The following is an 18,200-nucleotide window of genomic DNA, read 5'->3' as shown; positions in this document are numbered from 1 at the left end:
CAGGTCATTGACCTACGTGTAAGGCTCTCATTCATGGGTGTGTTCCGAGGGAAGGAGTTTTCGACATGTTGCAGGTGAATTCCGAAGCATTGCTGGCTGGAGGGGTTGGCGTCACGGGTGTCACCGCTCAGCAGGGCGCCACGACGGCCGCCGCGATGCCCGTGGTATCGGGGCTGGTGCCGTCGGGTATCGACACGGTGTCGATGCTGGCCTCCACTGCGTTCAGCGCACAGGGAGTGGATTTCAGCGCCACCTCGGCGGAGGGCACAGCGATGCTGGGCTTGGCCGCTGAAGGTATGACGTCGGTCGCGGCCGCCTATGAGGCTGTCGACGCTGCCGGCGCTGTCACGGTGCTCTAACCGAGAGGTTTTCCCGACGGGGGAATAGCGGTCAATGGAATGGCATGGGATGCCGCCCGAATTCAATACCGGGCGGCTGATCGCAGGGGCGGGCGTCGAGCCCTGGATGCAAGCCGAGGCCGGCTGGCAGGCTGTCGCAGCCGACTTCACCGCCGCCATGGCCACGCTGCGCGCTGAGATCGCCATGGTGACAGCGGCCTGGCAAGGGGCGGCGGCCTCCAAGGCCCAGGCCGCATTCGAGCCCTATCTCGCCTGGATGGCGTCGATCATCGCGATGGCCGAACAGCGGGCCGCGGCCGCGGCCGCCCAAGGAGGCAGCTACGGAACCGCTGTGGTCGAGACTCCCACACTCGGTGAGATCGCCGCCAATCACATCACCCACGCGGTACTGGAAGCGACGAACTTCCTGGGTGTGAACACCATTCCGATAGGGATGAACGAATTCGAATACCTGGTGGTGCTCTGGAACCGTGCCGCCGGGGCGATGGATGGGTATTCGGCGGCCACCGGAGTGAACACCACGTTCCCGCCGTTCACCATCGCACCCAGCATCATGGCGGCACCCGGTATGCCCGAAGCCGGTCTGGCGCAGATCCTGGCGCAGACAGCAGCCCAGCTGCCTGCCAGCATGGGTCGCGACGCGTTGCTGGCGGAACTGCAGGTCGCAGCAACAGAGGGTGCCGCCCGGGGGCAGGCGCAACAGATGGGTCAGCTCGCGGCGACGGCGGGCAACTTGGCCGGCCAGCAGGCCAGCACGCAGGCCGCGCAGGACGGGGCGGGTCAGACGACTCAAAGCACCCAGATGGCGACGCAGATGGCAACCCAGATGGCGTCTCAGGTGCCCCAGCAGTTCTCACAGGCCGGACAGGTCGTGGGTCAGGCTCCGCAACAGCTGATGCAGACGGCATCCCAACCGCTGCAGCAGATCACGTCGATATTCCAGAACATGGGAGGCGGGGATCTGGCAAATCAGAACATCTCCCCGGCAGACCTTGTCTCGCATTTCGGCTCCACCGATCAGCTCGGCGCCTACGGTACAAGCCCGGTCGGCTCCGCGGGCGGCGGATACGGCGGCGCGGGCCTGCTGTCGGCGGCCAATTCCGGTGGCACATCAACTCTTCGCTCACCGGCCGGTTGGGCGCAGCCCGCGCCGGCTCCCACGGCGTCGGCTGAAGAGGTTGTGCGCACGACGGCGGCGCCCACTGGCGGCGCCAGTGCCGTCGGCAGCGGAACGGGGATGATGGGGCCCATGGCGGGAGCCCATGGCCGCGGGGAGAGTTCCTCGGTTGCCCTCGACGAACCGGTGGCCGAGGAGAAGCCGGTGGTGGCGGCATTGGGCTTCGAAGTGTTCGACGAACGGTAATGGCCAGTCGACCTGGTCAAACGAGCGAAAGGGGGGTGCCTGGCGGTCCTCTTGCGTATGCCGCGGAGATCGTTTTGGCTGGTATGAGAGACGGGATCCACTGTAAGCCTCCGCGTCGTCACTGTCTCTGGGCGCGGGCCTACCTCTAGAGGGGGTTTGATCACCGAGACAGTGCACCGCGGATCAACGGCTGATCTGCAATATCGACAATCGCATCACACGGCACAAACACAAAAGGAGTGAAATTCCATGGCCCTTCAGGCTTTGAACACCGACACCGCAGCCCAGAAGGCCGTGGCCGACTCGATCGGGTCGACCGCGCAGGCCGAGCAGGCAACCCTCACCTCATTCCTCAGCGAAGTGCAGGCGCTGCAGGGCCGGCTCGTCGGTGAAACGGGTACCGCCACCCAGGCAAAGGCCCAGCACCTCCACGAGGTCGGTATGCAGCTGGTCAATCAGCTCAACAGCATCTCCGAGCGGGTTGGGCAGTCGGCCGGCGGCTACGTCAACGTCGACTCCGACGGCGCCGGAACTGTCCAGTCCAGCGCATCGCTGCCCTTCTGACATCACCCCATCAACCTCTCAAGACAAGGAGCTAAATAGCTATGGGACAGCAAGTTTGGGATTTCGCCTCGATTCACGGGGCTGTTGGTGTCCTGCGCGGGCACGCCAACACCATCCAGGGTCAGAACGAGGCGCTCGAAGGCGACCTCGCCCAGGGTGCCTCCGTCTGGCAGGGCGAGGCGTCGGACATGTGGACGCTGGAGCAGCGCACGCTCAACCAGCACGGCCAGGACTTCAAGCTGGCCGTCGACTCCTACCTGACAGCGGTGGAGGAGTCGACCAACAACACCGCGCACCAGGAGCAGATCAACGCGTCGTCCTTTGGTGGCTGACGCCAACACACCACGAGATAAATATAGCGGCACGGGTATAAACAGCCCGTGCCGCTATATTTTTACCTATGGTTTTGTGCCCGTGTAATTCGGCACAGAAGGGTGTTACGGTAAAGCTATGAGCAACGAACAAGACCCGTATTACGGAGCTTTTTCGCGGGGCCCCGCCGCCGGCGGACCGCCGCAAGGGCCCCCCGTCAGCCCGCCGCAGAACCCACCGCAACAGGGTCCAGGATCAGCCGCTGAATCACCGGAAGAGAGGACCACGATCGTCGACCGCAGCGACTGGCAGGGTGCCCCTAACCAGGCGCCGCCCCACCCCTACGAGCAGGGCCGTCCCTATCGGCAGCGACCGCAGCCACCCGGGCACCACCAGCAGCCAGCCCAGTATGCGGAGCCCGAGCAGGTCCGTCCCTATTCGCCGCCCCCTGCGGCGTCGGTTCCGGCCACCCGCGTGCTCGCTCGCCGAGACGTTCGCGACGACTCGGAATACGTCGCGCTCGATAAGACCGATGTGCGGCGGATGTCGGTCCCGGCCGAACACGGATGGCGTGCCGCGCTAAATAAGATCCTTCCGGGTATAACAATCGGGCCTGGCAAAGACGAACGATACGAAATCAGCCTTAAAGAGCGCGTGATTCGCCCTGTTCGCACAACATTCACCGTCGCTGTTCTCAACCTGAAAGGCGGCGTCGGCAAGACGACCGCCACCAAGGCGCTCGGCTCGATCATGTGCGATGTCCGCGGCGACAAGGTGATCGCCGTCGACTTGGACAACGACTCAGGAAACCTCACCGAGCGCCACGGCCGCGAGACCCACCTGAGCATCATCGAACTGGTCTCCGACCCATCGGTCAGCCGCTATCACGACGTGCGCGCCCACACCTCCTCCGACAAGGTGTCAAAACTGGAGGTGCTCGCCCAGCCCGACTTCGCCCGTGCAGAGCGCACCGTCGAACGAGAGGACTTCGAGGCGGCGATGGCGTTGCTGCAGGAGTACTACTCGGTAGTGCTGCTGGACTGCGGCACCGCCCTCAAGTCCGACCTGATGAAGGCGGTCCTCAACGAATCTCGTGCCGTGGTGGTCGTCACCAACGCCTCCATCGATGCCCTACAAGAGACCGATCACACACTGGACTGGTTGCGCCACAACGGATATCTCAAACTGCTGGAGAACCTGGTGCTGATCATCAACCACACAGAGGCCGGCAAGCCCAACGTGGTGGTGGACAAAGTAGTGGAGCAGTTCACGCGCAAGATTCCGCAGGAACGGATCTTCGTCACCCCGTTCGATCGGCACGTGCACGAGGGCCGCGAGATCAACCTGAAGCTGCTGTCGAAGAAGAGTCGTCGGCGATACCTCGAAGTCGCTGCAGCGGTCTCAGACCTTTTCCCCAAAACCGCCAGCTAGCGCACCCAGCGTTCCTCACGGGCAATCCGGCCCTCAAACGGATCAGGAGGCATGATGGCGCCGACGACCAACGGGACGGCTCTCTCGCGTGTCGCGGTGTGGTACGGCGATTCCGAGCAGGAGGCTCGCCAGCAGGATCTTGTGCTGCCGACCCAATCACCCATCAGCGACTACATCGGCGAAGTCGTCGACCAGCTCAGCGACGGTGACCCCATCACCGCCCCGGCCGGTAGCCAGTGGACATTGGCACGCACCGGCGGACCGCTCAAGCCCGACCAGTCCCTTCACGACGCTCGCGTCACCGACGGCGCGGTTCTCGAACTGCGGGCGGTCAAATCCACCGAGCGGTACCGCAAGGTCACCGAGGACGTCATCGCCGCCGCAGCGACCGCGGCTGCGGCCGCGGGCCGGCCATTCAATGTGCACGCCGCCCGCCAGGCCGGGCTCGCCGGCCTAGCATTTGGGGGCATCGCGGTCTGCGCTGCGCAGTGGCTGCTGTGGATTCGCAGCTCCTACTCATGGTGGTGGGTGCTGGTCGGCGGTATCGGCGCCGTGGTGGCCTTCACCGGAATGTGGTCGGCGTCGCGCCGATACGAGAGCAGCGACGCCGCCACCGCCTGGACCGTAGTCTGGGTGGCGGCCACAGCTGTTGTGGGACAAGTGATTCCCATCTCGGAGCGCACTGCGTCGCCAGGGATCCCGCACGTCATGGTGTCAGCAGTGGGTGTTGCGGTCGGTGCCGTCTGCGCGCTGCTGCTGACCCGGCGCCACCTGGCCATCACCACGGCGCTGAGCGCGTTGATGGCCATCGTGGCCGTGATCTGTGCTGTGGCCGAGTACACGAATCTGCGTCCCTCGGCGATCGGCGCCGGCGTCCTCATCGCCGGCCTGATCGGCCTACAGAACGCGAGCGGTATCGCAGCGGGGCTGGCCCGGATCACCCTGCCCAGAGTGCCGGCCGACGGCGAAACGATCGAAGTCGGTGGCGAGATCGGAGAGCGGGAGCTTGCGACGGTGCGACTAAGGTCGCAGCGGGCCGTGGAGATGACCACCGGGCTCGTCGTTGCCTCGGCCGTGACAACGGCCGCAGCCGCGGTGTTCACGATGGATCCGCACTCCTACCACCACAAAATTGAACTGGTCATCGTGTCGTGCGTCGCGATCATTCTGATCATCTGGGGTCGCACGATGTCGAATGCGCTGCAAGCCTTTTCGATGCTCGCTGGCGCGGCATTGGTCATCGTGGGATCCGCGGCGCGGCTCCTGCTGGCCTGGCATGACGGCTGGAAACCCGCGGTGGTCCTGGCCGTGGTGGTGGGATCCATCGTCGTACTGGTGACCATTGCGGTGGTAGTGACCCCACGAGGCGTCAATCCGAGAGTTGCCCGGTTGATCGAGATCTTCGGCTGGATCGCGTTGGTCACCGTATATCCGCTGGCCGCCTGGGTCACCGGGATCTTCGCGGTCCTTCGCGATCTGAGGATCGGGTGAAAGCGGTGCGGCCCCTCGTTTACCGACTGTTCATGGTGTGCGTCATCAGCGTGTTGATGGCGGTGTTCTCCGGCGCAGGACTTGCCCACGCGCTGACTCCACCGACAATCGACGCCGCGGCTGTGCCGCCCGACACCGTCGGGCCGGAGCAGCCTATGCAGCTGTTGGCGGAGTGCCAAGTACCCGGCGTGCTGCCTGGATCGAATTTCGCAGACCCGCCCCCAGGATGGCGGTTACTCAATCTCGATGCGACAAGGCCGTTCGCCACAGGCGCCGGGCAGACGGTGGCCGTCATCGACACCGGAGTGACTCCCAATCCGCGGCTACGCAACCTCCGTCCCGGAGGGGACTACGTCACTGATGGTGACGGGCTCACCGACTGCGATGCACATGGGACGTTGGTCGCCGGAATCATTGGCGCAGCACCGAATCCGGGTGACGCGTTCGTCGGCGTCGCACCTGATGCGGCACTCATCAGCATCCGGCAGTCATCGGCCCATTACCGGCTGCAGAACCCAGACCAGTCTGACGATCCCAACCTCACTGAGACGGCAATCGATCTCCGCGCGATGGCCCGCGCCGTGGTCCATGCCGTCAACCTGGGCGCCACGGTGATCAACATTTCGATGGTGTCATGCATGAAAGCAGTGCGCCATGCCGACGATCGCGAGCTCGGCGCCGCGCTGCACTGGGCGGTGGCCGAACGCAACGTCGTCGTCGTGGTCGCTGCGGGTAACACCGGTGGCGACTGCCGACAGAACCCGCCGCCGCCCGGCACCGACCCGGCGAGCTGGGCCAATGTGGTGACGATCGCGTCACCTGCCTGGTGGGCCGACGACGTGCTGGCCGTAGGGTCGGTCCAAAACGACGGCACACCGTCCACCACGACTCTGCAGGGGCCCTGGGTGGACTTGGCTGCCCCGGGTGAAAACATTGTCAGCACAGGCAATTTCCCCGATGGGCACCTCGTCAACGGTCTACCCGGCCAAGACCAGATCCTGGTGCCGATGTTCGGTGACTCCTACTCCGCTGCCTACGTCAGCGGGGTCGCGGCGCTCGTACGGCAAAAATATCCTGACTTGAACGCCTACCAGGTGATGCACCGGCTCAAAGCCACTGCCCACGCGGGGCCGACCACACCGGATCCCTCGGTCGGCTGGGGCGTCGTGGACCCGCTCGCCGCATTGACCTGGAATGTCGCCGATCCCGCGCCGACGCTGCCGGTGAACAACATCATCCATCCGGCCCCGCCGCCACCCCCGCCGGATTACACACCACGCCGTACCGCCACCTACCTTGTGCTCGGCATCGCCGGCGCCATCCTGCTGGCGATCGGCGCCTGGGCGGCCCTGCGTCGAAAGAGCCATCCATGAGCAGCAACATGTCCTCAAACAGCGCACAGGGTTTCACCAAACCGCCGATGCTCGGCGTGCGGGTCACAGTGACCCGCACAGTGCTGACAATCCTTGCCGGGATGGCCTGGGTCATGGCCACCGGTGGTCGGCTGCACCCCGCCGCAGTAGCTGCCGTGCCCATCGTCTTGATGCTCATCGTCTTCATCACGATCTATCACGTCGCTCTCACTCATTGGATGTCCACCTGGTGGGCATGGCTGCGTCACCGACGTTCAGTCGCGGCCGAGCCCCCGCCTCCGGCCCGCAACGTCTTCATCAACGGTGTGCCTATCGGTGTTGTAGCCGAAAACGAGCAGTTGATCACCCTTGTCGAATTGCATGGTGACCCGCTGTCACCGTCGGTGGTCACCGACACCGAAGAACGGACAGCCAACGTGCTCGACATCGGCGAGATCGCCGGTCTGGTTGGCCGAGTCCTCGACGTCGGGGTGAACACCGCGGACATCATCAGCGACGGCTTCCGCGCCGCGGGCGGATTCGCCGATCTGTACCAGCAGATAACTGGCCCCACCGTGGCCCCCGCCGAACGGCGCAGCTGGATCGTGGTGCGGACCGACCTGCACGACAACCTTGCCGCTATCGACCGGCGGGGAGGTGACGCCGAGGCAGCTTTACGCGTCGCCGCGGTGACGTGCCTGCGGATCGCGGACACCCTCGCAAGTTCCGGCCTGGACGCCCGCCCCGCCAGCGCCGAAGCGATCGATGCTGTCAACGCGCTGCTGCATGTCGATGCGCCGATCGCCGACCACTGGTCGCACCTGGAGGGCCGCAGTGGCTTCACCGGGGTCTACTACGCAGACCCTGCACATATTGGTGACGATGCCGCGCAGTGGTGGACCTGGCCGCTGTCGCAGTCGGTCACCACGCTGGTGCGGCTGACACCAGGAGCCAATGGCACCACGAATATCGCCGCGTTGGTGCGATACCGCACGGATGCGCGACCGCCGGCGCCTCCGGTGTCGCGACTCGGGCCGCTCTACGGCGTCCAAAAAGCGATGTGGCAGCAGTTCCGGATCGGTTATCTACCAGTCACGGCGCCCTTGCCGGCGGCGGCGCTGCGCTCGGCTGCCCCCATGCTGCCCTTCGGGCCCGCCGGCCCACTGATCGGGTCGATCGGCGATCCCCGCGACCACACCTCGGTCCACCTCTCGTTGTCCGGGCCGATCACCGTGTTGTGCCAAAGCTCAGTGCTACTACGGCAAGCCGCTTTGCGGGCAAGCGTCACCGGCCGACCGCTGCTGATCATCACCGATGAACGCGACAAGTGGCAGCCCATCGTGTCGTTGGCAGTGTCGGGCGACATCCTCGATGACTATCCGGGTGGCTGGACCGCTGACGACGAAGACGATCTGAGTGATGGCGACACCGCGATCGCGTTGCAACATGGTTCCGGCGCACTTGGCTTGGCAGGGCTGGACCCCGATACCGTCCTGGTCATCGACACCGACAAGGACTGGCCCGAGCACCTACCGCAGGTCACCGTCCTGACCGACGACGAGGCATGCGATGCCGATATCGAACTCGTCGACACCGACGATCAGTTCGGCTTCACCCTCAAGATCAGGACCGGGCTCAGCGCGCGAGTACGCTCCGTGCCCGCCCACGAGGAACGGCGGATCTTGGGAGTCAGTCCTCAACCGACCACCGCCAGGGGCCCAGTGCGGCAAGCCGACCGTCCAAAAGCCCCCATCCGGCCTCGCCCGCCCGCCACCCGGCCGCGGCCCACACCAGCGCGGCCTGCCCAGCAGCCAAGCGGACGGGAAGCCCCCCAGGACACAAAGCCGCAGACAGCGGACCATACAACCCGTACCCGTATCGACCTCGCCGACGATCTCGCGAGACAACCGGGGACCGCCCCAGGGCGAGGAATCGAGCCCGTCCTGCCGGCACCCCTGGGAACGGCGGCACCTGCCGAACCGCCTTCTGCTGCTCAGCCCAGCAGTCCAGTCACCCCGCCAGTACGTGAGCCCGGCCCTCCACCGCCATCGTCGCCACCACAACCGATCCGGCCCCCGGCCGCCGCACCGTGGACCGGACCGCCGCCTCGTGGCGCCAGCACACCGCGCATTCCGCCGCCGAGCCCCCTACCGCCACGGCGCACCCGGAACGGGCAACAGGAACCTGAAACCCAACCCCCGCATGACAATCAGGCCACACCCGCCGAGTCGACACCACCGACGTCACCCCCGGCCGGTCAGCAGCGTGATTGGGCGCAGGCATTCGGGAGAAGCCCTCGGCAACGGCCCCAGCCGTCCGCACCTGACGGGGCTTCATCGCCGCTGCCTGAAAGCAACGGCGACTCCAACGGGCGCCACCGCGCACCTGATGGCACCGACGAGACAAGCCGCGGGCCAGGAGGTGCGGTACCTCCACCCCGTAGCGCCGGACGTCGCGAGGAGTCCTAATGGCCAAGAAAGTCACCATCGAACTGGTCGATGACATCAGCGGCGAATCTGGCGCTACCACTACACAATTCGGGCTAGATGGGATCGAGTACGAGATCGACCTCGTGAACGACAAAGCCTTGCGCGAGCAATTTGCACCGTGGATAGCCAAGAGCCGCAGGGTCAATGGCCACGGCCAGAACGGGTCACTACCCACCAACGGGCGGCACCGTCACGACATGCATCTGATCCGAGTCTGGGCCAAACAGAACAACATCACGGTGCCAGCACGCGGCAGAATGCCGGCGGCGATCATCGAGGCCTACGACAAGGCCCAATCCGCGAAGTAGCGCAACACGGCCATGTAGCAGCCGGCCAGCTGTAGCCCGACACAATCGCGATCGTGCCGTGTCGCCGCACCGTCTGCTGCACGTGATCCCGCCGCCGGCCGATGTTGGCACGATCCAACAGACGCGCCGTGCCGGACCGGGAGCGTCTCGTCGCGCACAGCCGCTACTTCATGCTGCCACTGAAAAAGGCGTGAGCCGCGGCGGTTTCGGGTGAACCGAAGCGCCTACTGAACAATGCATTTGTCGAATGCAAGCGTGCCCACCGGCCGCGGGACACCACCAGTTGCGGGTGGTCTTGAAAACAGCTCCAGCGCCCATGACGGTTGAAGTCATGGTGATGACCCAAGTAGACGACGCCGCTCTCCCGAGGGCGGTCAACACGATGAGCAGCGCAACCGCCCCGAAGGAGAGTGCCGGACCATACCGGCGCACCTCCGGGATCATTGGCCACCCAGGTAAGCATGCCGTGAACAGTGAAACCCCCTCCTCGGGAGGCAAGGAGAACGACGACACCGCTGCCAGTGAACGTGAACAACGAGCACCGTGGGTCGCGCTGGCGTGTTACCTCGTCGCAGTCGTATCCCTGTTGGTGTCGCTGAACACATCCTGGCGATTCTTCGAACACGTACTCCACATCCCTACCGCCAACGGTGAACGGTGGGTGATGTTCGCAGTCGCCGAGCTGGCACTCGTGGTGTGCGGCGCAGGCATGGCCGTGAACGTCCAGCGCACCGGCCACCCCGGAGCATTCCGGGCACCCGTGTGGGCTATGTGCGCAGCCATGGCATACATGGCGTGGGCCATGTCAACCACCGACGAAGCCGTCGGACGAATCCTGCTCGGTCCGGTACTTGGCACCGTCATGCTCCACCTCGGGCTTGGCCTGGAACTTCGTGCCCGCCACCACCGCACCAGCACCGCCGCCCGTATCGGCCGTGAACTACGGGAACGCTGCTTGTCGCGTTTGGGCCTGGGCGACGATGACCGCGATGCCGCGCAGCGCTCCCGCGATCGCAGGGCATACCAAGCCGCAGCACTGTCACGGCCACGGCGTTGGCCATGGTCGCGCGCAGCCCGCCTGGAGCGCGCGCTGCTGGCTGCCGGCGTTGCCGACGACCCGGTGATGCGCGAGCGGATGCTGGCACGGTTAGCTGTTCTCAACCACGCCGGCGAACTGGCCACCCACACCCAACCGTCGCCATGGACACAACCCAGCCGGCCCACGCCCGACAAACACGGTCACGTCGGGGAATCTCATCTAAACAGCGGGGCGACTGAGCACGATGGGGGCGAATCCGCGCGGCCACGTATCGGCGACGGCACCGACACGTCGGTACGAGACGCATCAAACAGCCATGCCCTCAACACCGTTCACCCACTCGATGCGGCGAAACTGCGCCCGACCCACCTCTCGAACAGTAACGAGGAAACGTCGAACAACAACGATGGATGGGTCGATGTCGCCGAAACTCTCGTACGAGAAAAGGTGACGGTGAAATCTGTTGAACAGACCGCAGATGTCCTACGCCTATGGGACCAGCGAGTACCGGTTACCACCATCGCGACCCGCACCGGTGTACACCGCGACACCGTCACCAACATCACCAAAGCGGCTGAAGCGCTCATGTCTGTCGCCTGCCATGAGGATGGGACCAGTGTGACCTGATTTTTGCCAGGGTGATGGGACCACCTGGATTGCCAGTTATGGGACCACCGGCGCGTCGTGTCGGTGGTCTTTTCATTTGTTCGTTCGATCGCCGTGAGAGCTCAAGTCACGGAGGTCGCCGAGCATGGCTTTTCGGGAGGTCAGTGTGAACGAGATCAGGGAAGTGCTGCGGGTGTGGCTGGGGGTGGCGGGGCTGCCGGCGCCGGGATACCGCACGATCGCCGGGCATTGCGGTCTGGACCGCAAGACGGTGCGCCGTTACGTCGAGGCCGCCCAGGCGGCTGGTCTGCGTCGCGACGACGACCTAGGCGCGGTTGATGACGCGTTGATCGGGATGGTCGCCGAAGCAGTGCGTCCCGTGCGCCCCGATGGGCACGGTGCGGCGTGGGAGCAGCTGTTGGGGTTCGAGGAGCAGATCACGAAGTGGGTGGCCGGCACGGCGGGGCAGCGGCCGTTGACGGTGACCAAGATCCACACCCTGTTGGCCCGGCAGGGCTGTGTGGTGCCGTATCGGACGTTGCACCGATTCGCCAGTGAGCGTTGCGGTTTCGGCCGCAGAGACCTGACGGTGCGGGTTGCTGATGGTGATCCCGGGGTGGAGTGCCAGGTCGATTTCGGCTATCTGGGGATGCTCACCGACGCCGACGATGGGCGTCGCCGCAGGGTGCATGCGCTGATCTTCACCGCGGTGTACTCCCGGCACATGTTCGTGTGGCTGTCCTACTCGCAGACCCTGACCGCGGTCATCACCGGATGTGAGGCGGCCTGGGAGTTCTTCGAAGGCGTGTTCGCGGTGCTGATCCCCGACAACCTCAAGCCGGTGATCACCGACGCGGATGCGGTCAACCCGCAGTTCAGTCAGGGCTGGTTGGACTACGCCGGGCATGCCGGGTTCCTGACCGACCCCGCGAGGGTGGCATCGCCGAAAGACAAGCCGCGCGTGGAACGCGCCGTGCAGTACGTGCGCCGAAACTTCTGGGACGGTGAAACATTCACCAGCCTGCAGCAGGCGCAGGACGCCGCGACGGCGTGGTGTCGTAACACCGCGGGCACCCGCATCCACGGCACCACGTGTGCACGTCCGGCCGAGCTGTTCGTCGCCGAGGAACAGTCCCGGCTGTTGCCGGTGCCGGGGGTCTATGACGTGCCGGTGTTCAAGACGGTCAAGGTGCACCGCGATTTCCACGCCGAGGTCGCCAAGGCGCTGTACTCGCTGCCCGAGTGCTGGATCGGCCAGTATCTGGACGCGCGGGCCGATACCGAGTTGGTCAAGTTCTATCACCGCGGGGTGCTGGTGAAAGTCCATCCGCGCCAGCCCCCTGGTGGGCGCAGCACCGACCCCGCTGATCTGCCCGAACACAAGACCGGCTACGCCCTGCGTGACGTGGCGGCGTTGATCGCCACCTGCGTGTCGCATGGCCCCAACGTCGGGATCTACGCCGAACGCATTCTCGATGACCGGCTGCCGTGGACCCGGATGCGCACCGTCTACCGACTGCTGGGCCTGGTGCGCCGCTACGGCGCTGACCGGGTCGAACAGGCCTGCGCACTCTCGCTGGATCTCGATGTCGTCTCGGTCAACAAGATCGCCTCCATGCTGGAACGCGCCACCGAAACCAGCACCCCGGCACTGCCGAAGGCGGTCGGCCACACCGCGACCCGATTCGCTCGCGACCCAGCCGAATTCAGCTCCAAACCAACACCATTGACCGTCGTCCCCGAGGAGAACCGCTGACATGACCACCACCCACCGTGGCCCCACCGACCCGGTCGGCGCTGATCTGCTCCGACTGCTCAAAACCCTCAAACTCGGTGCCCTGGCTGACACCCTGCCCGAACGTGCCGCCCTGGCCCGACAGCACAAACTCAGCCACATCGGCTTCCTCGAAACACTGCTGGCCGACGAGGTCTCACGACGCGAATCCCGCTCCGCCGCATTGCGGGCGACCAAAGCCGGACTCGACCCAACCATGCGGTTTGACACCTGGACCGCCCACGAGGACCTGCGCTATGACCGCACCCTGCTGGGGGACCTGACCTCACTACGATTCCTCGACGCCGGCCAGTCCGCGATCGTGCTCGGGCCCGTTGGTGTTGGCAAGACCCATCTAGCAACAGCAGTGGGGCACATGGCCATTCGCCGCCGTCACACCGTCGTATTCGGCCGCGCCGACAAGCTGTTCACCCGGCTGCGCGCCGCGCGACTCGACCACACCGTCGACGCCGAGATCCGACGCCTGGCCGCCGTGGATGTCCTGATCATCGACGACTTCGCGCTACGCCCACTCGACGCCACCGAAACCAGCGACTTCTACGAAATCGTCGTCGAGCGCCACCGCACCAAGACCACCATCGTGACCTCGAACCGCGAGCCCGCCGAATGGCTGACCATGACCGCCGACACCCTGCTGGCCCAATCAGCCATCGACCGGCTGACCTCCGCCGCCCACACCCTGGTCATCGAAGGACCGTCCTACCGCCAACGAACCCGACCCCAGCTTGACCCAGACCCCACCGACGAGCATCCTCAGTAACGCGCCACGGTGGTCCCATCCCCTTGGCAATCAGGTGGTCCCATCACCCTGGCAAGCGACACATGTCGACTGCCGACCGGATGCGGGCCTGAGGAATTCCGCAAGCATGACCCATCCGCCATCTGAGTCGGCGCGCATCGTCATCCCACAGACCTTGCGCTCCGCAGCCGAACGCTGCCTGGCCGCGATCGCCACCCTGCATCAACCCATCACGTCGATTAGCGATCTGAGCGGCCCTTCGTGCGGACAGTGCGCCGAACGCTGGCCCTGCTCCACAGCCCTCCTGCTGGGCCCCTGGCCCATCCAGGACAACACCGGCCCGGTCGGTCAGCAAATCGTCATCCCAGAGGGCAAGACGGCCGCAGAGATCCGGACGACAGCGATCGGCGCATTACACCAGCCCATCCTGGAGGCGGGCGCGCTCGCCGCGCTGTCTGGGCCTTCATGCCGCCAATGTTCCCGGTGGCCGTGCGCGACAGCACAACTCATCGGAGCATGGCCCAGCCTGCAACCCAGTGACGACACCGCTGCAGTCGCTGCAGTCAAAGACGGTCCCGACGTCGCCGCCACGGGCGTGCGCCCCGCATCCGCCCGCTCTCACACGAGACGGGAAGTGCTGTCGAATGACGTTGGGGGAGAGGATCATGAATAGCGCCGCAGCTATAGCAACACTGGTGACGGCTGCCGACCGGTTCGGCATCGGCCCAGGGCGGCATCGCCGACACGCGGTGGACATGTCGATCGCCGCCAAGGCAGAATCCGGCACGCCCGAAGGCCGCCATCCCGTGATCTTCGGTGTGTGCGGAGAACGCGTCACACTGGCCCGAAAGTGGGGCGCATACGGCGACCAGAACGGCATGCTCGCAGAACGGCGGTGCGAACAATGCAGCTGGATCGTGGCCCTGCACCAGGGCACGACAGAATGTGAAATCGTCCGCTATTCGCCAGATGAACTGCAGCGCAACCTCATCGCGAACAGTGGGCACAATCCAGACCTGTTGACAGCACTGCTGCGTGCCGTCCTGGCCAACCACAGGGACGAGTTGAACTACGAGCGCCCCGAACCCGGTGTTGTCTCCGAGCTGCTCGCGCACCTGTGTCGGCACCGACCCGTCGTGATCGTCTGCGGCGAGTGCTGGGATAGCAGCCCGCAAGTGCACGGGCCCGACATCTCCGTGTGCCCAGACGCGACGGTGGCATGCATGGCCTGCACGTTCCTGGCCGGAGCATGGGCGGGGGAATTCGAAGACAGCGTAGGCGCGCCAGAGTGCTTCGTGCACTCTCCGTGCTCGGTTCTCACGTCCGTCGCCGCCCACTTCCGAATCACAGCGACGACCTCATGCCCAGGAAGCGAATCCCCATGACAGCTGAGACCACGCTCCCCACTGATGGACCCCACGCTGAGGTCGCCGAGTCCGAAACCAGCCTGCACGTCGATGTGATGCCCCATCTGCCAATGCTTTTGATCGGATTGAGGTGGCTGTTCGACACAACTCAGCCTGATATGGCGCTGCAACAACACCACGGACAACAAATCGGCTCCGTCGACAACCGCACGCTGCGGTTCATCCCATCCGGTTGGAACGGCCACGCGATCGTCGTAGTCGACGTGACACACGTCGACTACGGTCAACCGCACCAGCCACCGCGCAACCCCTTGGCCCCTGGTGAACTAGCTGCCTTTGCGGACCTCCTGGATGGCATGGGGGAGGATGTCGCCGCGACGTGGAACGGGCACCCAGCCATCACCGGAAGCCTGGCGCTGGCCACACCTGCCCACCCGTCGCTGCTAGCCGCCGTGAGCCGCTACACCGCGGGTTGCCAGCGACACGGCGGTGACCGCTTCTGCCCGTGTGACTGGTACGTCCGCGGTCACCGCCACATTGTCAGCATTCAGGATCTGCATCAGCAGGCAGTGCAACGCCGAACAACCGGTCACAACGGACACGATGCCGCGGGAGACCTGACGGCTCTGGAGAACTACGCGGCCGAAACGACCCGATCGCATCGTCGGCAGCGCGTATGACCGTCGGCAAAGGGCGCCACTGCTCACTGCGCCAGGTTCACCTTGAGCCACCGATGTCACACCAATCTGACGGTGGAAGTCGCGCCGGGCTCCACTGCACACCAACACAACACGAATCCGTATCTCGACCCACTGCAGTCACGTCTCTTGAGAGGACCATTCCGATGGCCACGACAACCGCCCAAGCCAATTGCTCCGGATCCCGTCGACACGGCGCCAAGCCTAGGCATTCCCACCGCAACAGCAACGCCGTATCTGTGCATCAGATCATTAACCCGCAGCTCGTCGCCGCCCGACCCAGCGGCTATCACCGCGGCGGTGGCACTGCACTCGCCGCTGCCTCCCCACTGAAATCCGCGGTCGTGTTGACGGCGGCAAGCGTCATCGCGCTGACACCGCTACAAGCGAGCCACGCTCTCCCACAACACCTTTCCCTCCCCACCGTGTCCATCCCGACAGTCCAACTGACCTCGGTGGTCTCTCAACGCGATATCGACGCACTGGTGTCGAACCTCAAAACCAGCCTCGACGGCGCATCGGCGACTGTGACCGCACTGGCTGGAGCCCCCGGCCAGACCCTGCAGAGCGCACTAGCCACTGCTGTCTCGCTCAACGATTCCCTGTGGCAGGGTCTGACGACCGCCACTGCTAACCCGGTGCTCGACGACGTCCTCAAGGCGCTGCACACCGTATCTGGCGGCGGGCTGACGCGGCTGGCGGCCGCGATAAAGGACGCCGACGGCACTATCGTGCTGACTTCCGAGCAGCTCTCCGATCTGCTCACGTCAACCTTGACCGGCTCCCTTTCCACCGCTCTGACTGCAGTCGCTGGCGTTGTCAACGACCCGCTCAACGCTGCGAAGTACATCGCTTTGCTCAACAGTCCGCTGTCGATCGCCGGCCGTGTCCTCAACCAGAGCATCGCCGCGGCAGCCGACCTGGCAACCAACGGGATCGCTCTGGGCGGCACGTTCGTCACTGCGGTGACTGCCCAGATCACCAACGCACTCAATGGTGTGCATAACCTCATCGACGCCGCCAAAGACGTATTCCCGGGTAATGCCCTGATCGGTGGTGTCCTCACCGCCGTGCAGGGCATCGTGTCCGCGCCGATCAACGTCGCGGTGGCGGGAGTCAACGGACTGACCACCACGGTGACCGACGCAGCGGACGTCGTGGTCTCGCGGCTGAGCGACGGAGCATCCTCGGTGGTCAGCACCTGGCTTGGGAACGGCACCACCGACGGCGCAGTGCAAGATGCCATCAGCACCATTGGGGCGGCGCCACTGTCACCGTCCAGCTACACCGCCGCACTCACCACTCTGGTCGGCGCCGGGATCACCACGGTAGGAACCGTGGCCCGCACTGCCGGCAGCTTCGCATCCCTGCCGTTCACGGTCGGCGCCAACCTCACCGGCACCGGCGCCGCCATGATCACGACCTTCATCAGCGACGCCGCGACCGCCACCAGCGGCATCCTGCGCGCGGTGGGCATGCCTGCGCTCGTCTACAGCATGCCCAAGGTTCTCGCCGCAGGTGTCAACGCGGCGATCAACGTCGCCGCGACCGCGGTGAAGATCGGGCTCAGGACCGTCGCTGGCGCACTCGACCTCGGCTCGACCATCACCGGAGAACTGACTCCACACGCAGCCGCGACGGCGGCGACCTCCACCCCGGCGGTCACCCCGAAACGCAACAGCGTGACGCTCGCTGGGACCGAGCGCGCCACCAAGGACGCCACGGACCAGGTGGAAGACGCGGAGGACACTGCCGCGGAGGCTCCCGCAGCCAGAAAGTCTCCCACGTCGAAGAAGGCGGCAGCCACTGCGCTCACCGAGCCCACCGGATCGACGATCGGCGACGACCCGCAGCCGAGCGCGACGAACGAATCCACGGTGGCCCACGAGTCCACCGACCCGACCGTCACGGCGACACCAGCGGAGACCACCGACACGAAGACAACACCAGCGGCCACCGCACCCGCCGTGACGCGAACGACCTCCGGCAACACAGACACCAGCCGCGGCGACACTGACGCGGTGGACAAGACCACTAACCCTCGCCGCAACGACGCCGACACCCGCAAGGACTCCGCCAGCCCCCGCGACGGGCGCGGACCGGAAACCACGCACGCGCAGCGCGCTGTGGGCACGCCGAGACATGCTCGGCCCGACACCGCGGAGGGGGCAGCGTCAGCGCGCACCAGCCCAGTTGCCAGAACCCACCGAGACACCGCAGCGACTTCACCGGCTCACCGGGCGGACCCCGGTGACGCGGCGCCGCACCCGCACGGAAAGTGACCTGT

The 18,200-nt window shown here is 65.5% G+C and carries 16 protein-coding genes; all 16 read left to right on the top strand.

Features of this window, described 5'->3' with window-relative positions; genetic code table 11:
* Positions 1–65 precede the first annotated feature (65 nt).
* Positions 66–359 (top strand): PE domain-containing protein, encoded by a 294-nt coding sequence (locus AB8998_RS29530; RefSeq protein WP_369633098.1) that lies wholly within the window; start codon positions 66–68, stop codon positions 357–359.
* A gap of 34 nt (positions 360–393) precedes the next feature.
* Positions 394–1,722: a PPE family protein gene (locus AB8998_RS29525; RefSeq protein ID WP_369741895.1), complete on the top strand. Its 1,329-nt coding sequence runs from the start codon at positions 394–396 to the stop codon at positions 1,720–1,722.
* A gap of 249 nt (positions 1,723–1,971) precedes the next feature.
* Positions 1,972–2,286, top strand: coding sequence for a WXG100 family type VII secretion target (locus tag AB8998_RS29520; protein ID WP_369741894.1), 315 nt, complete (start codon positions 1,972–1,974; stop codon positions 2,284–2,286).
* 41 nt (positions 2,287–2,327) lie between these two features.
* Entirely contained in the window at positions 2,328–2,618 is a 291-nt protein-coding gene (locus tag AB8998_RS29515) for a WXG100 family type VII secretion target (RefSeq protein WP_029368072.1), read from the top strand.
* Between the two features lie 523 nt (positions 2,619–3,141).
* On the top strand, positions 3,142–4,029 hold the full coding sequence (locus AB8998_RS29510; protein WP_369741893.1) for an AAA family ATPase: 888 nt from the start codon (positions 3,142–3,144) through the stop codon (positions 4,027–4,029).
* Positions 4,030–4,080: 51 nt separating this feature from the next.
* Positions 4,081–5,520 carry a type VII secretion integral membrane protein EccD gene (gene eccD, locus AB8998_RS29505; RefSeq protein WP_369741892.1) on the top strand — a complete coding sequence of 480 codons (1,440 nt, stop codon included), beginning with the start codon at positions 4,081–4,083 and terminating at the stop codon, positions 5,518–5,520.
* On the top strand, positions 5,517–6,893 hold the full coding sequence (mycP, locus tag AB8998_RS29500) for a type VII secretion-associated serine protease mycosin (RefSeq protein ID WP_369741891.1): 1,377 nt from the start codon (positions 5,517–5,519) through the stop codon (positions 6,891–6,893). Before eccD ends, mycP begins: the two co-directional genes overlap by 4 nt.
* Positions 6,890–9,340, top strand: a complete 2,451-nt coding sequence (gene eccE / locus AB8998_RS29495; protein WP_369741890.1) for a type VII secretion protein EccE — start codon at positions 6,890–6,892, stop codon at positions 9,338–9,340. Before mycP ends, eccE begins: the two co-directional genes overlap by 4 nt.
* Entirely contained in the window at positions 9,340–9,669 is a 330-nt protein-coding gene (locus AB8998_RS29490) for a histone-like nucleoid-structuring protein Lsr2 (RefSeq protein ID WP_029368080.1), read from the top strand. Before eccE ends, AB8998_RS29490 begins: the two co-directional genes overlap by 1 nt.
* Before the next feature lie 316 nt (positions 9,670–9,985).
* Positions 9,986–11,335 carry a hypothetical protein gene (locus AB8998_RS29485; RefSeq protein ID WP_369741889.1) on the top strand — a complete coding sequence of 450 codons (1,350 nt, stop codon included), beginning with the start codon at positions 9,986–9,988 and terminating at the stop codon, positions 11,333–11,335.
* Positions 11,336–11,459: 124 nt separating this feature from the next.
* Positions 11,460–13,070: an IS21 family transposase gene (gene istA, locus AB8998_RS29480; protein ID WP_369741888.1), complete on the top strand. Its 1,611-nt coding sequence runs from the start codon at positions 11,460–11,462 to the stop codon at positions 13,068–13,070.
* A gap of 1 nt (position 13,071) precedes the next feature.
* On the top strand, positions 13,072–13,869 hold the full coding sequence (gene istB / locus AB8998_RS29475; RefSeq protein ID WP_369741887.1) for an IS21-like element helper ATPase IstB: 798 nt from the start codon (positions 13,072–13,074) through the stop codon (positions 13,867–13,869).
* 106 nt (positions 13,870–13,975) lie between these two features.
* On the top strand, positions 13,976–14,521 hold the full coding sequence (locus AB8998_RS29470; RefSeq protein ID WP_369741886.1) for a hypothetical protein: 546 nt from the start codon (positions 13,976–13,978) through the stop codon (positions 14,519–14,521).
* Positions 14,514–15,233, top strand: coding sequence for a hypothetical protein (locus AB8998_RS29465; RefSeq protein ID WP_369741885.1), 720 nt, complete (start codon positions 14,514–14,516; stop codon positions 15,231–15,233). Before AB8998_RS29470 ends, AB8998_RS29465 begins: the two co-directional genes overlap by 8 nt.
* Positions 15,230–15,895 carry a hypothetical protein gene (locus AB8998_RS29460; RefSeq protein WP_369741884.1) on the top strand — a complete coding sequence of 222 codons (666 nt, stop codon included), beginning with the start codon at positions 15,230–15,232 and terminating at the stop codon, positions 15,893–15,895. The genes AB8998_RS29465 and AB8998_RS29460 overlap by 4 nt, the downstream gene beginning before the upstream one ends.
* Before the next feature lie 443 nt (positions 15,896–16,338).
* Positions 16,339–18,195: a hypothetical protein gene (locus AB8998_RS29455; protein WP_369741883.1), complete on the top strand. Its 1,857-nt coding sequence runs from the start codon at positions 16,339–16,341 to the stop codon at positions 18,193–18,195.
* Positions 18,196–18,200: the final 5 nt, after the last annotated feature.

This window comes from Mycobacterium sp. HUMS_12744610, assembly GCF_041206865.1.
GTDB classification, from domain to species: Bacteria; Actinomycetota; Actinomycetes; order Mycobacteriales; family Mycobacteriaceae; genus Mycobacterium; species Mycobacterium servetii.
Note: the sequence above shows the minus strand (reverse complement) of the source record. Positions and strands in the feature narration are given on the sequence as shown.